Source organism: Dyadobacter sp. CY323, from assembly GCF_021390245.1.
GTDB lineage: Bacteria > Bacteroidota > Bacteroidia > Cytophagales > Spirosomataceae > Dyadobacter.
The window spans coordinates 399,376-413,684 of the sequence record NZ_JAJUXH010000005.1; the positions used below are offsets into that span (position 1 = coordinate 399,376).

Here is a 14,309-nt window from a genome sequence, read left to right on the forward strand (position 1 = left end):
TTTAAACAGACTCTACAAACATTTTTTACATAAATGACCATCACATGACTTCGGGACAGATCCCCGATTTTGTATCCAATCAAATTCACAAACTTATTATCCCATTGGTAAAGTCCCCCTTTACTTCCCTTTTTCTGTATGCCTACAATTGATGAATTGAACATTAAGCTTTTATCAGAGCTCAAAGAAATCGCCGGAAACCTTGGCATTTCTGATCATACAAAACTTCCTAAAAAAGAACTTATCAGCAGAATCCTTGCCCGTCAGGAGAGCGTAGCTCAACCCGTAGTGGCACCTGCTTTTGAAGATACTTCGGCCACTGACGCGGATGAGCCGAAGAAAAAGCGTGCGCGCAGGCCAGTTGAGCCTACTCCCATAGCAGTTAAATCAAATGGGAACCGTCCCGCTAAAAACAAGAAGGATCATGCCTCAAGTGCACCTTTATTTAGCCCGGCACCTCTTTTCGATTCCTCACCTTCGGCAGGAAATGAAATACAGGCGGAAGATAATGCTGAAGTTCGAAACGAAACTTCCGTCAACAACGAAGCTCCGGCACGAAATGAGCAACAGTCGAGAAATGAAAAACCGGCTAGAAATCAGGAGAGACCACGCAATGTGGAAATGGCCGAAGACATTGATTCTGACAATGATACAGCAAACGATTTAGGCAAAGAAGAAGTAATTTCTTTAATGCAAGAAACTGCACCTGCGGAAGTATCAGAATCGACCAGCGAAACGCCGGCTGCCAATAATTCTCAGGATCAAAATACAGGCGGACAGAAAGAAGAAAAACCTGCCCGTCAAAACAATGAAAATGCGGACCGCCAACCACAGGCGCAGGCACAAAGAGAGGATCCGTCTTCTAAAATTAAACGCAACTATAATAATTACGTCCGTGAATTTGACGGTTTGATCGTCAATGAGGGTGTTCTTGAAATTATGCAGGATGGCGGATATGGTTTTCTCCGTTCAGCAGATTACAATTATCTCGCAAGTCCGGACGATATATATGTTTCTCCGTCTCAAATTAAACTCTTCGGTCTTAAAACCGGGGATACGGTAAAAGGGCAAATCCGCCCTCCAAAGGAAGGTGAAAAGTATTTTGCATTATTAAGAGTTGAAACAGTTAATGGAAAAACAACGGAAGAAATCAGGGACCGTATTCCTTTTGAATACCTTACCCCTCTTTTTCCTGATGAATGTCTCAAACTGAGCTCCCGGCCCGACCAATACTCAACAAGGATCCTCGATCTTTTTGCCCCAATCGGAAAAGGACAACGAGGAATGATCGTTGCGCAGCCTAAAACCGGTAAAACGGTTTTGTTAAAAGAAATTGCAAACGCGATCACACGGAACCACCCGGAAGTTTTTCTTCTGATATTATTGATTGATGAACGTCCGGAAGAAGTAACCGATATGCAACGCAGCGTTCGCGCGGAGGTAATTGCATCTACGTTCGATGAACAAGCTGACCGTCACGTAAAAGTTGCCAGCATTGTGCTTGAAAAAGCAAAACGAATGGTTGAATGCGGCCACGATGTTGTTATTCTTCTTGATTCCATTACCCGTCTTGCCCGTGCGTATAATACGGTAGTTCCCTCATCCGGTAAAATTCTCTCCGGTGGTGTGGATGCCAATGCATTGCACAAACCTAAACGTTTCTTTGGTGCAGCCAGAAATGTAGAGCACGGCGGTTCACTGACCATTATCGCAACTGCCCTGATCGATACAGGATCTAAAATGGACGAAGTTATCTTTGAAGAGTTCAAAGGTACCGGTAACATGGAATTGCAACTCGATCGCAAGCTTTCAAACAAACGTGTATTCCCTGCAATCGATGTGATGGCGTCAGGTACCCGTCGCGAAGATTTGCTGCTTGATAAAGAAACACTGAAAAAGGTATGGATACTTCGCAAACATATGTCTGATATGAATGCTATGGAATCCATGGATTTCCTTTTAGAACACATGAAAGGAACCAGGAATAACGAAGAGTTCCTGATTTCAATGAACCGATAAGTAAAAAGAGCCTGAGCAACACTCAGGCTCTTTTTACTTAGTGCCCGATTTGTTGCATCTGTTCGTTCCTAAAAGTATCTTTAAAAGGATAATCGTTTTGGGCTAACTCAAAAACAGTCGGATTATGTTCAATGTCAAGGCGTTGTTGTGGACTGTATTAACCGCCTGGATACTGGGTTCAACATATTGGTATGTTTGTAAAATCAAGCTTCTCTGTGACACCATTGTCAATCCCGCACTTTTTCCGACTGAAATAGTCTCAGAATCCGGAGAGTTTATTGCCGGTCGATCCATTCCATTCCTGACCTACACCATTGATGCAGGCAAGCTTGCCCAATATGCCACGATGTTTACCGTCGCGCTGCTGTTGGGCTTTTTTATTGGCAAAAGTTATGGTGACAAAAAGACGACGGAACTTAAATATCGGTTAAGCAGGATAAATCGTGAAATAAAATATTATCGGTCGAAAGAATGACTTTACCAGACTATCCTTTTGACCCTCAATCAGTTCCCGTAGCAATAACGGAGATCATTTTGATGCTTTGCATTGCCTCTGTCGCCGGCTGGCTGCTGGCAAGGATAATCATCAGACGCAGAGTTCGTATCTTGCACGACCTCATTGAGGAGAAAAAAATTGAGCTTGCTGACTTCCGGACATTCATGAAAAATCCAACCGATCAACCTGTGGCCACGAATGCTTCAAAAACGGCATATCCCGTAACGAGCCCGGATCACGCACCGGACGACCTCAAAATCCTGGAAGGTGTTGGTCCAAAAATCGAAGAAATCCTGAATAAAGAAGGCATACATACCTTTGAACAACTTGCCGAAACTTCGGTGATCCGCATTGTTGGCATTCTAAAAAAAGCGGGGCCCAGATACCAGCTCAATGATCCGTCTTCCTGGCCAAACCAGGCAGTACTGGCCAAAGAACAGAAATGGGAAGAATTGGGAAGTTTGAAAACGCAGCTGATAACAGGCGAAAAAAGATAGTAGTATATAGACGAAAAAACCCGCTCCTGGCGGGTTTTTTCGTCTGATAAAGTCAAGCTTACAAATTCGTAACGGTTCTTTGAATGAACTGAGTCAGGTCACTGCCAGAAAGCAAACCCTGCGAAAGCAATGCAAGATCGTAAACCTGCTTTGCCAAAGCTTTCTGATCCGAATCGTTTTCAGTCGCCAGGATCCGGCCGATGACCGGGTGATTTGAATTCAGTGAAACGGTATACATCAGAGGCATGTCGCCGAACATTGAACGTTGCCCAGAGCTGGCCTGCATATCTGTCATACGACGCATAAATTCAGGGAAAGTAATGACTACCGGCAACTCGTCCACAGGCATCGCTTCAACCTGAATATTAGCTGCTTTGCTTCCCGCAACTTCCTCGAAAACTTTCTTCACTTTGTCCTGATCGTCGGAAGACAAAATGCTTTCCAGCTTCACATCTTTCTCAACAAGCTTGTCTAAAGTGTCCGCATCAACACGTTTGATATTGATTTTTTCAAGCTTCTGCTCTAATGTATTTATGAAATGCGAGTCAATCATACTGCCAAGTTCAAGCACATCATAGCTTCTCTTTTTGGCTGACTGGATAAAGGCATCTTGTTTTTTCTCGTCCGTTGTGTAAAGCCAGATTTGCGTGTCGTTCTTATCCGTCTGATTTTCCTTCACCAACTCGCGGTATTCTTCAAATGTGTGGAACTTACCGTCTGTACTTTTCAGCAGACAAAAATCCTTCGCTTTTTCGTAAAATTTATCATCGCTGATGATACCATATTTTACAAACAAACCGATATCGTCAAATTTCTTTTCAAATCCCTCACGGTCGTTTTTGAATATTTCCGAAAGCTTGTCAGCTACTTTACGTGTGATATAGCCATTGATTTTCTTCACATTACCGTCAGCCTGCAAATAACTCCGCGATACGTTCAGAGGAATGTCCGGCGAGTCGATCACCCCATGCAGTAATTGAAGGAAATTAGGCACAATGTCTTTTACTTCATCCGTAATAAAAACCTGGCGGCTATAAAGCTGGATCTTTTCACGTTGTCCCTGAAAATCGTTGCGCAGCTTGGGAAAGTAAAGAACACCGGTAAGATTGAATGGATAATCGACATTCAGGTGTATCCAAAATAAGGGATCTTCGCTGAAAGGATAAAGCTCTTTATAGAATGCAATGTAATCTTCGTCAGTCAGATCCGACGGGTTTTTAGTCCAGATCGGAGTTGGGTTGTTGATTACCTTATCTTCAAATTCAATGGGTATCGGCAGAAATTTACCATATTTTTCAAGAATGCCGCGAAGACGATGCGCGTCCAGGAATTCTTCTGAATCTGGCGCAATGTGCAGGATAATGTCCGATCCGCGTTCTTCTTTTTCAGCAGGCGAAAGTTCAAATTCGGTCGAACCGTCACATTGCCAGCGAACCGCTTCTGAACCCTCTTTGTAAGATTTTGTAAGGATCTCAACGTTTTCAGCAACCATGTAGGCGGAATAGAAACCTAATCCGAAGTGACCGATAATGCCTTTGTCACCTTTTCCGTCCTCACCCTTATCCTTATACTTTTCGACAAACTCAGTAGCGCCGGAGAAAGCGATCTGATTGATGTACTTTTTTATTTCATCGGCGGTCATACCGATACCGTTATCACTGATTGTGATCGTTTTGGCATCTGCATCCAGTTTAACAACCACTTTAAGATCTCCCAGTTCACCATTAAACTCGCCATAAGATGCCAGTTTCTTGATTTTCTGAGACGCATCCACTGCATTGGAAACCAATTCTCTTAAAAAGATTTCGTGGTCCGAATAAAGGAATTTTTTGATAATCGGGAAGATGTTCTCAGTATGAATACTAAGATTTCCTTTTTCCTGAATCACTGACTCCATAGTTATAATGTTTGGTTTTTATGAATTAGAATTGTTTTTCTGCTTTTGCAATACGGAACAAAAATATGCGTTCCAATAACAATCAAAATACGGACTGCTGACACATTGTCAGTCGTGAATATATGCATCTGGGCACAATTTCGGGGTTGGTATCTCATTCGCTTTTTCTTAATATTGCGATCGGTAAACTACCCCAGCTAAAATCCATCAAACGTTCATCTGAAGAACACCAATTTTAAACATGAATCTGATTAAAAAACTTTTTACGGCGGTACTTTTTCTAAGCATTGTTTCAGCTTGTACTACCATGAATTCTGTCCCTCTTTCTAATTACACCGTTTTTACGGAGGATTTACGGCGTGACCTGGAAGCTGCAAACATCGATCTCGCCAAGGTGCAGTTCTTCAATGACAAGGCGATTAACATCCGCAGAGAAGTTTCCGATCCGAATGACATCAAGGTAAACCCGGAAGGACAGATTACGATGAGTAACGGAAAAAGCATTCAGACAATCAATGTGCTTCCATTTACGCCAGGCGTTTCTTTAGGTTCGGGAAATGGCACACTTCATGTTTCATGGGACGACACACAGCAGGATACGAAAGGAATGCAGTTCAACCTGAGTGGGCAGAACTACTTTCTGGATGTATTGCCGAATAACAAATTTGAATACAAGGAGCGGACGTTCGATCTGCAAGGTGGAAACGGAGCCCGGCTTTTTGTTAAGAAGGATTTGTTGAAGCAAGTAAAAAATTCGAGAGAAACATTAAAAGGACGAAAAGTCGGTCAGTAATCGCTTTTCATGATACACAAAAAAGGTCAGGAAATCCCTGACCTTTTTTGCTTTACAACACTTCAATTCAGATTAAAATACTGTTGTTTTTTGTTTGCGGTAATCTCCGGCTTATTGATAATGCGATCATTTTGAATGAGTATCAAAACAATTAACCCGATAATGACCGAAAGTCCGATCTGCAAAAAGGAAATGATGTCGAAACTGGCTGCCTCACTTTTCGATACCTTCATGAGGTCCGCCCCAATGTCCGATTGAATGCTGGTCAGCTCGTTCAGAATATGTATCGATTCCTGAAATGCAGCCGCGCCAGTCTTCGCAAAAACAAGCTTCCCCTCCTCGTTCGCACCCAAACTGGTTAAGTTCAATATCGTCGCTTCCAGCAAACGATATTTATCCACCTGATACTTAAATTTCTGGAGACTCTTTGTTTCCTGATCAACCAGGTAAGTCTTCTCAAAAACTCCTACCAACGAATCGATATGTGTATCATAGGTCTTTAACTGTGATCTCAGTTCATCTTCCGATTTCGGATCTGGCAAAAAAAGATGTTTTTCGAGTGTGAGACGCTTTCCGTAAAGATTTTCTGTCAGGTAAATAATCGTCGTCGCGGGAATAAGGCGATCCTTATAAATCGAGGAGACCGACTGATCGATTCCGTGCACATTGTATCTCGAAAGAACCGATCCCAAAATGATCAGGACCATAATACTGCCAAGTAAGACCGCAGCTTTTAACTTTTGTTGAATTACAAATGACCATTTCATCCGATAATAATTAAGCTTGCTCCGCTATCCGTTTAAGTGTCTTCAAAATACAAAAATATCTTTCTATAATAACGTTATAGTGCTTTTAATATTGATTTCAACCACGTATGAAAGCAAAAGTGTTCCAAAACGTCTGTCCTGAAACACTTTAACTGACTTATCTGATGCTTTTATTTCTGTCCGTCTCCGCCACCTATTACATCGGTATTGTTGACAGATTTCGTTTTCTTCTTGGGAGCGTCAAAGCTCATTTTACCGATTGAATAATTAAATGTAATCTTGAAATTCCGGTTATATAACTGCGTTTGAGACGACTGTATGAACTGCGGCGAAGTAAGGTCCGAAGTAAAACGGACACCTTTCGTCATGAAATTCTCCGCAGCGAAACCAACACTACCCTTTTTATTAGCAAAATCTTTCTTGAAACCCAGCGAATACATGTAAAAGCCGGTGCGCGTTCCTTGCAACTGTATTTCCTTACCGCGATAGAAGCCAAATGCCTGAACTCCCCAGCCCCGCGCCAGTGAAATTTGCGACATCAATCGTCCGCCATAGTTGAAACCAGAATTGCTGGCCATCACCGGCGCCCCTTCCAGACTCGTTGTCTGACCTTCCAGATACGAATGCAGAATGTCAAGACTTCCGTTTAGCGTCCATTTCGGCGTGAGATATACGTTCGCAAAAACATTCATTCCGTATGCCTGCTGCTTTCCGATATTCTCATAAGTAGTTACGATTGCACCCTGCAGCGTATCAACGGCCATTCTCACTTGCGTAATGGAGTTGTTTGTCTGACGTGCAAATGCGGAGACATTCAAATAGGTTTTCTTGATATTGGTACTCAAAGCCAGCTCAAAATTATCGGTCAGCTCGGGACTCAGCGCCGGATTACCAGTACTGATATTTTGTGGGTTTGAGAGATTTACATTGGGGTTGAGCTGCTGAATACCCGGACGTTGAATTCTTCTGTTATAGGCTGCTTTCAATGTTGTATTACCCGTCAATGCTTTCGACACATTAATACTAGGTACCAGATTTCCATAATTTGGGATCGTCACCTTCCCAGCTTCACCCAGATCGGCCGTTATGCCCGTATATTCATACCGGGTCCCTGCTTTAAATGTGTATTTATTTTTGGTAGTCAATGTATAAGAAATATATCCCGCAGCCACATTCTGATTGTAATTCAACGTACCGGAAGGGTTTGTCGGACTTACCGAGAAATCTCCTGATTCAGTAGCAGAAAGGTATTTAAAGTCACTATTAACCGTCCTGAAAATACCTTTCGCCCCAAATTCGATCAATTGATTTTTAGCGATGGGAGTCTGATAATCGGTTTGTAGTGTAAATTCCGAATTAGTATTATCGTTGACGTTTTTCAGACGGCCACTTACTGCGCCAGATTCAGTGAGTAAATCCGTGTTAAAATTGTTTGTCAAACCCGTGCGGCTATACAAAGTTGAAATGCTCCATTCCTGCTGAGGCTTGAAAGTCCGGAGATAATCAATGTTAAAATCAACGGTCCCGGAAAGATCTTTACGATCTACTTTCCGCTGGGAAGTCATACCTAACACATTGTTTTGGAATTGATTTATGGTCAGATCCTGCTTTTGGATAAAGTTCCGTGTTCCGTAACGCAAACCCGCCGACAATGCCTGATTTTTACCAAGATCATAATCCCATCCCAGCGAATATTGTCCGAATAATCCCTGGTCTTTTGCTTTGGAAGATTGATTTGTTAGAAACGAGCTGCCTTCTGAAAAAGTAGTCTGGTTCAATACCGATTCAGCTTTATTATAAAATGCACGTCCAAAACCGCCCAGCGTAAACCCCATTTTCCCTTTCCGGTAACTTCCATTCAAACCCAGGTTGGTACCCCGGTTTCCAACGCCCGAATCAATGTTCAATGTCAACCCCTGCAGGCTATTCTTTTTAGTAATAATATTGATAATCCCACCAGAACCTTCCGCGTCGTATTTGGCAGACGGCGATGTGATGACCTCCACAGACTTGATCATATCCGCAGGAATTTGTTTCAATGCGTCAGCGACATTGCTCGCGATAATGGTCGAAGGTTTATTATTGATCAAAACCCTGATATTTGAACTTCCGCGCAATGAAACATTTCCATCCAGATCGACCGACAGCATAGGTACTTTCCGCAGAAGATCCGATGCATCGCCACCTTTGGATGTAATGTCTTTTTCAGCATTGTAAACCAGCCTGTCTACCTTTTCCTCCACCAGCGATTTTTCACCGGTAATCGTCACTTCCTGCAAGTTCTGCACGGTCGAAGCCAGCTGTATAGATCCCAGGTCGATATCTTTTCCTTTTTCAATCTGAATGTTATCAACCGTTTTGTCTTTAAAACCAATGAAAGAAATCAGCAGCTTGTAATTGCCAGGTGCAACTTTGGTAATAGAGAATTTCCCCGTTTCGTCAGCCGTAGTACCGTCAATGGCTTTGTTTCCGACAACACTGAATAATGCAATACTCGCAAACTCCACGCCTTTTGCAGCGGATGAATCCAGTACAATTCCCGAAATTTTCGAATTGCCTTTTGGAGCCGTTTCAGTTAATACGGCGGGAGCGGATGCAGGAGCTTGCCCGAAGGAAAATGTGGCAAAAAAGCTCATAATAAGTACAAAACCTGAGGCAGCCGTTTTAGAAAGAATTAATTTGTTCATGGATGAAAACTTTGATAGATAGAGAGGCAACTGTGCAAGTCCTATTTAAATACAATTCCCGATACAAAAGAAACGAATACGGTGCACACCAAAAATGATAATAGATAGGCACGTCGTTTTCATCTGCCAAATGGCAATTTCGCCCGTTACAGAGCGGCACAGGTTAGATGAATCCGGGAATATCCGATATCAACAACTGGTTGGTATAATTTTATTATTTGGAGTTGTTACAACAATATTGTTGCATATAATTGCTGATTTGTGGCTTACTTTGGACTTGTAATGTCCGGGACATTCACTCCTTTACGCGATTTATACTCTTCTGTTCATGAATGAAGTTGCCATTGATTTCAGTAAGGTTCATCAGATCCAGATTTTCGGGATCACCATTCTGGAACCTTCCTCTGTGATTTCGAGTCTGATGATGACTGCGGTATGCATTTACGCCTTCGTCCACTTAAACAGGCTCGGACGTGCGCACCGGATGTACAAGCAAATCCAGTACTTCTTTTTATTCATGGGTATCGCGACTGCAATCGGCGGAATACTCGGTCACGGTTTTTTATATTTAACGGGACAAGTCGGGAAGATCCCCGGATGGTTTGCGAGTATGATCGCAGTCGCATTGTTTGAAAGAGCGGCAATTTGGCACATTAAACCCTTGCTCCACAAACGTAACGGACTCATACTCGGCTGGCTGAATTATGTAGAGCTGACGATTTTCTTCGTCCTCACATTCATTACACTCAACTTTGTGATCGTCGAGATCCATGCCTTTTATGGACTTTTTCTGATGCTTTTCCTGATTGAAATTTATGTTTACAAGAAACGTCGCGATCCGGGGAGTGTCAATATATTCATCGCGACGCTCATGGGCGCGCTGGCGGCCGGAATGCACGCTTTGAAATTCAGCTTCGGTCCGTGGTTCAATTACAACGATATCAGTCACATTCCGATGGCGCTATCCATTTGGTTTTATTACCAGGGTGCCCGGCATATGATCTATTACGGAGATGAAATGATCGTCCCCGAAAAGATTATAGAGAGTGAAAAAATCGAGGACTGAGTTGATCTTTTAAAACATACAATGCAAAAAAATAGAGCGCCTGATGCAGGCACTCTATTTTTTTGCATGATAACACCTTACTTGTTAGGCTGCGGCGTGTAACGCAAATATGGTTTTACTATATTCAATCCTTTTGTAAATCTCTTTTCAGCATCCTCGGTGCTCACCGCAGGAACCACGATCACATCATCCCCATCTTTCCAGTCCGCGGGAGTCGCAACAGAATAATTAGCAGTCAGTTGCAGTGAGTCCACAACCCGGAGAATCTCATTGAAATTTCGGCCTGTTGATGCAGGATAAGTCAGGGTAAGCTTGATTTTTTTATCCGGTCCAACGATAAACACCGAACGAACCGTTGCTTTCTCGCTCGCATTTGGATGGATCATGTCATACAGCTGCGCTACTTTCCGGCCTTCATCTGCGATAATTGGAAAGTTAACTTCGGTGTCGCTCACCTCATTGATATCCGGGATCCAGCGGTTGTGAGAATCCAGATCATCTACGCTCACTGCCAGCACTTTAACATTGCGTTTTTCAAATTCGCCTTTCAAAAGCGCCGTTTTACCAAGTTCGGTAGTACATACCGGCGTAAAATCTGCCGGGTGAGAAAAAAGCAATCCCCAGCTATCGCCAAGCCATTCGTGAAATTTAATAGGGCCTTGTGTGGTATTTGCCTCAAAGTCCGGGGCAATATCTCCTAGTCGCAGTGACATAAGCAATAAAATTTAAGTTTGACAATAATCTACCAAAGTTGTAGAGTTTAACACAAAAATAGATAATTAGTTTCAATTAAGCGGTAATTGTCAGATGAATAAATGTATCCAAGATCGGATATGACTAAACCCTGATAAATCCTCAGAATATTAACCTCAATGCAATTTTAACCTCATTTTAAATCCCCTTTAATTGCGTTTTAATTGAAAGTCTGCTCCTTTGAATGTGCTATCACACACCAATCCATCGCCGACAATAGCTCACAGACCTTTATAATAATAGATAACCTGTTCGTTTAAATTGTAGAAACCATCTCATCATTAAAATGAGATGGTTTTTTGTTTAAATTGAACTATCACTCCGCATTTTACTTTCTTGATAAAACAACCGTTCATGTCTTTGAAACTGCCTGTTTACCTGGATTACAATGCTACTACTCCGATGGATCCGAGAGTTTTGGAAGAAATGCTGCCTTATTATACAGAGAAATTTGGTAACGCAGCCAGCAAAACGCATGCATTTGGATGGGAAGCAGAAGAAGCTGTGGACATTGCCCGTGAGCAGATTGCCAGCCTGATCGGTGCTCATCCTCAGGAAATTGTCTTTACTTCCGGCGCAACAGAAGCAGTTAATCTCGCAATCAAAGGTGTTTTCGAAAATTATCCGGTCGAAAAAAAACACATGATTACGGTATCAACCGAACATAAAGCGGTTTTGGACACGTGCAGGAAAATGGAAAGGAATGGCCACGAAGTCTCGTATTTACATGTGAATGCAGATGGGCTCATCGATCTGGAAGAACTTGAAAATGCGATCAACCAAAATACCATTTTAATCGCCGTCATGTATGCCAATAATGAGACAGGTGTAGTAATGCCGGTGAAAGAAATTTCAGCGATCGCCAGAAAACACGGTATTCCGTTTTTAAGCGATGCGACACAGGCTGTCGGTAAAATACCTGTAAATGTAGATCGGGATGGCATTGATCTGATGACTTTCAGCGCACATAAATTGTACGGCCCAAAAGGCGTGGGTGCATTGTATGTAAGAAAGAAAAACCCTACGGTGACGCTCACCGCGCAGATCGACGGCGGCGGGCATGAACGAAATATGAGAAGCGGGACATTGAATGTACCGGGTATCGTCGGCTTTGGAAAAGCGTGCGAAATCTGTGAAAATGAGATGCATACAGAAAGTACGCGGCTCGGTGCATTGCGCGATTATTTTGAAAAACAACTGATGGATCTCGAAGATCTGGAAGTAAATGGCGATCAAAAATCGCGGCTTCCTCATGCGACCAACATCTCGTTTCATGGCATTGACGGAGAAAAAATGATCTTCGAATCGAGCAGCGATCTCGCCTTTTCCCGAAGTTCCGCCTGCACGTCGGCAACATTGGAACCGAGTTATGTGTTAAAAGCAATGGGGCTGACCGACGAGACAATTCACAATTCTTTCCGTTTCAGCTTTGGTCGGTTCTCTACCGAAGAGCATGCTGATCACGCGATCGGAATTATTTCACGAATCATAAAAGAGCATCGCCATGAAAGAAATTTCGGACATCATAAAGTCCTATGAAAACGCCATAATGAGCGGTAAAAACATGGCACTCGCTACTGTGGTACATGTTGAAGGCTCATCCTATCGCAGGCCGGGCGCGAGAATGCTCGTCACGGACGACGGTCAGCTTACCGGGGCGATCAGTGGCGGCTGCCTCGAAGGTGATGCATTGAGAAAAGCATTACTGGCCATTTCACAGCAAAAAAACAAACTGGTCACCTACGATACAACCGACGAAAACGACACGACATTAGGTGTGCAGCTGGGCTGTAATGGCATTATTCACATTCTTTTTGAGCCGATTCATATTGCCGATAAAGACAACCCCATTGAATTGTTGAAAAGGGTTTTGGTCAAAAGACAAAATGCCGTACTCATCACCTTGTTTTCCCTGAAATCCAGAACCGGCGCACAGCCGGGCACGTGTTTCCTGCATTTAGAAACTGAGGATCAAATCATTACAAAAGATTTGAAAGAGCCGGCTATTTCTGATTTGTTAGTCGATTCACAATTAGCTTATTCAAAGTCCGATTCATTCTTTAAGACTTTTCTGTATGATGGTCAAAATCTCACTGGTTTCATTGAGTACGTAAATACGCCACCTTCCATTGTCATTGCCGGTGCGGGAAACGATACAATACCGCTGGTGGAAATGGCGAATATCCTGGGCTGGAAAACGACGGTTGTGGATGGTCGGGCCGGACATGCTACGAAACAACGCTTTCCGAATGCAACAAGGGTAATCGTTTCCCGGGCCGAAGATGTTTTAAATCATATTGAATGTGATGAAAGAACATTTTTCCTGCTAATGACACATAATTACAATTACGATCTGGCGCTACTGAAACAGTTGGTCACTGTTGAATCTTGCCAGTACACTGGTACCTTGGGGCCAAAGAAGAAATTGGAACGAATGTTTTCAGAGCTGGAAGAAAATGGAATTGGTGTAACGGAGGAACAAAAAACACGCATTTACGGACCAGTGGGCCTCGATATCGGCGCTGAAACTTCCGAAGAAATTGCATTGTCTGTTTTAGCTGAAATCAAGGCGGTTCTCAGTAATAGAAAAGGATTTTCGCTCCGCGACAAAATGGAGCCGATACACAACCGGTCTGACCAGAAAGTGGACTACTCCAAGGCGGAAATGGAGGAATTTCTTTGTGCCGTGCAAATTGCGACTTCTTAAATGAGCGCCTACGCTCCATATAGCATTGTTATACTCGCCGCAGGGAATTCATCCAGGCTCGGCGAACCCAAGCAATTATTGAAATATCAAAACAAAACACTCATCCGTCATATCACCGAAACTGCTCTGGCTAGTGGGTTTTCGGAAGTGATTATAGTGACTGGTTCCAACTCCGAACGTATTGAAAATGAATTGAATGGACTAAAATGTCATTTCACCTATAATGCAAATTGGGCGGAAGGAATGGGATCTTCCATTGCGCAAGGAATACATGGCTTACAATCTATGAATATTTTATCAGCCGGCGTGATCCTCGCAGTCAGTGATCAGCCATTTGTAGATATTTCCCTGTTTCAGTCACTAATTGATCAGAAAACCCGCACAAATGCAGGAATCGTAGCTTCGTCTTATGCCGGTACATTAGGAACTCCGGTTTTATTTTCTGAAAAATATTTTACTGACCTCCTGAAATTAAGCGGTGCCGAAGGCGCTAAAAAGCTTCTTTCAAAATTTTCTAATGAGGTGACTTCCTGCCCATTCCCGCTCGGAAACATCGATATCGACACAAAAGAAGACTACAAAAATCTCTTAATTTTTCAATCTTGATTTAATTGCCGTCGTCTTAAG

12 protein-coding genes are annotated in these 14,309 nt (G+C 42.9%); 8 read left to right on the forward strand and 4 right to left on the reverse strand.

Features of this window, described 5'->3' with window-relative positions; translation table 11 throughout:
- The first annotated feature begins 138 nt into the window (after nucleotides 1-138).
- The 3 genes from rho (at nucleotide 139) to LZG72_RS12400 (ending at nucleotide 3,012) form a co-directional block, all read left to right on the forward strand.
- Entirely contained in the window at nucleotides 139-2,019 is a 1,881-nt protein-coding gene (gene rho / locus LZG72_RS12390; RefSeq protein WP_233872301.1) for a transcription termination factor Rho, read from the forward strand.
- Between the two features lie 124 nt (nucleotides 2,020-2,143).
- Nucleotides 2,144-2,494 carry a hypothetical protein gene (locus LZG72_RS12395; protein WP_233872304.1) on the forward strand — a complete coding sequence of 117 codons (351 nt, stop codon included), beginning with the start codon at nucleotides 2,144-2,146 and terminating at the stop codon, nucleotides 2,492-2,494.
- Nucleotides 2,491-3,012, forward strand: a complete 522-nt coding sequence (locus tag LZG72_RS12400; RefSeq protein ID WP_233872307.1) for a hypothetical protein — start codon at nucleotides 2,491-2,493, stop codon at nucleotides 3,010-3,012. The genes LZG72_RS12395 and LZG72_RS12400 overlap by 4 nt, the downstream gene beginning before the upstream one ends.
- Nucleotides 3,013-3,070: 58 nt before the next feature.
- Here LZG72_RS12400 and htpG read toward each other — a convergent pair whose 3' ends face one another.
- The gene (gene htpG / locus LZG72_RS12405; protein WP_233872310.1) at nucleotides 3,071-4,909 is read right to left on the reverse strand and encodes a molecular chaperone HtpG; all 1,839 of its coding nucleotides are present in this window, start codon (nucleotides 4,907-4,909) and stop codon (nucleotides 3,071-3,073) included.
- Between the two features lie 241 nt (nucleotides 4,910-5,150).
- Here htpG and LZG72_RS12410 point away from each other — a divergent pair, with 241 nt between their 5' ends.
- Nucleotides 5,151-5,702, forward strand: coding sequence for a hypothetical protein (locus LZG72_RS12410; protein ID WP_233872313.1), 552 nt, complete (start codon nucleotides 5,151-5,153; stop codon nucleotides 5,700-5,702).
- Between the two features lie 62 nt (nucleotides 5,703-5,764).
- Here the strand turns inward: LZG72_RS12410 and LZG72_RS12415 are convergent, their stop codons facing one another.
- Both LZG72_RS12415 and LZG72_RS12420 read right to left on the reverse strand, forming a co-directional pair.
- Nucleotides 5,765-6,469: an MCP four helix bundle domain-containing protein gene (locus tag LZG72_RS12415; protein WP_233872315.1), complete on the reverse strand. Its 705-nt coding sequence runs from the start codon at nucleotides 6,467-6,469 to the stop codon at nucleotides 5,765-5,767.
- Between the two features lie 170 nt (nucleotides 6,470-6,639).
- Complete coding sequence (locus LZG72_RS12420) at nucleotides 6,640-9,105, reverse strand: TonB-dependent receptor domain-containing protein (protein ID WP_409017696.1); 2,466 nt, start codon at nucleotides 9,103-9,105, stop codon at nucleotides 6,640-6,642.
- Between the two features lie 379 nt (nucleotides 9,106-9,484).
- Between LZG72_RS12420 and LZG72_RS12425 the strand changes: the two genes are divergently transcribed.
- Entirely contained in the window at nucleotides 9,485-10,222 is a 738-nt protein-coding gene (locus LZG72_RS12425) for a DUF6962 family protein (protein ID WP_233872321.1), read from the forward strand.
- A gap of 77 nt (nucleotides 10,223-10,299) precedes the next feature.
- Here LZG72_RS12425 and LZG72_RS12430 read toward each other — a convergent pair whose 3' ends face one another.
- Nucleotides 10,300-10,935 carry a peroxiredoxin gene (locus LZG72_RS12430; protein ID WP_233872324.1) on the reverse strand — a complete coding sequence of 212 codons (636 nt, stop codon included), beginning with the start codon at nucleotides 10,933-10,935 and terminating at the stop codon, nucleotides 10,300-10,302.
- Nucleotides 10,936-11,335: 400 nt separating this feature from the next.
- Between LZG72_RS12430 and LZG72_RS12435 the strand changes: the two genes are divergently transcribed.
- From LZG72_RS12435 to LZG72_RS12445, 3 genes are read left to right on the forward strand one after another with little or no spacing between them, the layout of a single operon-like run.
- The gene (locus tag LZG72_RS12435; protein ID WP_233872388.1) at nucleotides 11,336-12,514 is read left to right on the forward strand and encodes a cysteine desulfurase family protein; all 1,179 of its coding nucleotides are present in this window, start codon (nucleotides 11,336-11,338) and stop codon (nucleotides 12,512-12,514) included.
- Entirely contained in the window at nucleotides 12,480-13,682 is a 1,203-nt protein-coding gene (locus LZG72_RS12440; RefSeq protein WP_233872327.1) for an XdhC family protein, read from the forward strand. The genes LZG72_RS12435 and LZG72_RS12440 overlap by 35 nt, the downstream gene beginning before the upstream one ends.
- Nucleotides 13,683-14,288: an NTP transferase domain-containing protein gene (locus tag LZG72_RS12445; RefSeq protein ID WP_233872330.1), complete on the forward strand. Its 606-nt coding sequence runs from the start codon at nucleotides 13,683-13,685 to the stop codon at nucleotides 14,286-14,288.
- Nucleotides 14,289-14,309: the final 21 nt, after the last annotated feature.

Bases quoted from the DNA above. Each gene is read 5' to 3' on its own strand.
- LZG72_RS12440 (WP_233872327.1), top strand. From the start codon at position 12,480: ATGAAAGAAATTTCGGACATCATAAAGTCCTATGAAAACGCCATAATG.
- LZG72_RS12445 (WP_233872330.1), top strand. From the start codon at position 13,683: ATGAGCGCCTACGCTCCATATAGCATTGTTATACTCGCCGCAGGGAAT.
- LZG72_RS12415 (WP_233872315.1), bottom strand. From the start codon at position 6,469: ATGAAATGGTCATTTGTAATTCAACAAAAGTTAAAAGCTGCGGTCTTA.
- LZG72_RS12400 (WP_233872307.1), top strand. From the start codon at position 2,491: ATGACTTTACCAGACTATCCTTTTGACCCTCAATCAGTTCCCGTAGCA.
- LZG72_RS12430 (WP_233872324.1), bottom strand. From the start codon at position 10,935: ATGTCACTGCGACTAGGAGATATTGCCCCGGACTTTGAGGCAAATACC.
- LZG72_RS12395 (WP_233872304.1), top strand. From the start codon at position 2,144: ATGTTCAATGTCAAGGCGTTGTTGTGGACTGTATTAACCGCCTGGATA.
- rho (WP_233872301.1), top strand. From the start codon at position 139: ATGCCTACAATTGATGAATTGAACATTAAGCTTTTATCAGAGCTCAAA.
- LZG72_RS12425 (WP_233872321.1), top strand. From the start codon at position 9,485: ATGAATGAAGTTGCCATTGATTTCAGTAAGGTTCATCAGATCCAGATT.
- LZG72_RS12420 (WP_409017696.1), bottom strand. From the start codon at position 9,105: ATGAGCTTTTTTGCCACATTTTCCTTCGGGCAAGCTCCTGCATCCGCT.
- LZG72_RS12410 (WP_233872313.1), top strand. From the start codon at position 5,151: ATGAATCTGATTAAAAAACTTTTTACGGCGGTACTTTTTCTAAGCATT.
- htpG (WP_233872310.1), bottom strand. From the start codon at position 4,909: ATGGAGTCAGTGATTCAGGAAAAAGGAAATCTTAGTATTCATACTGAG.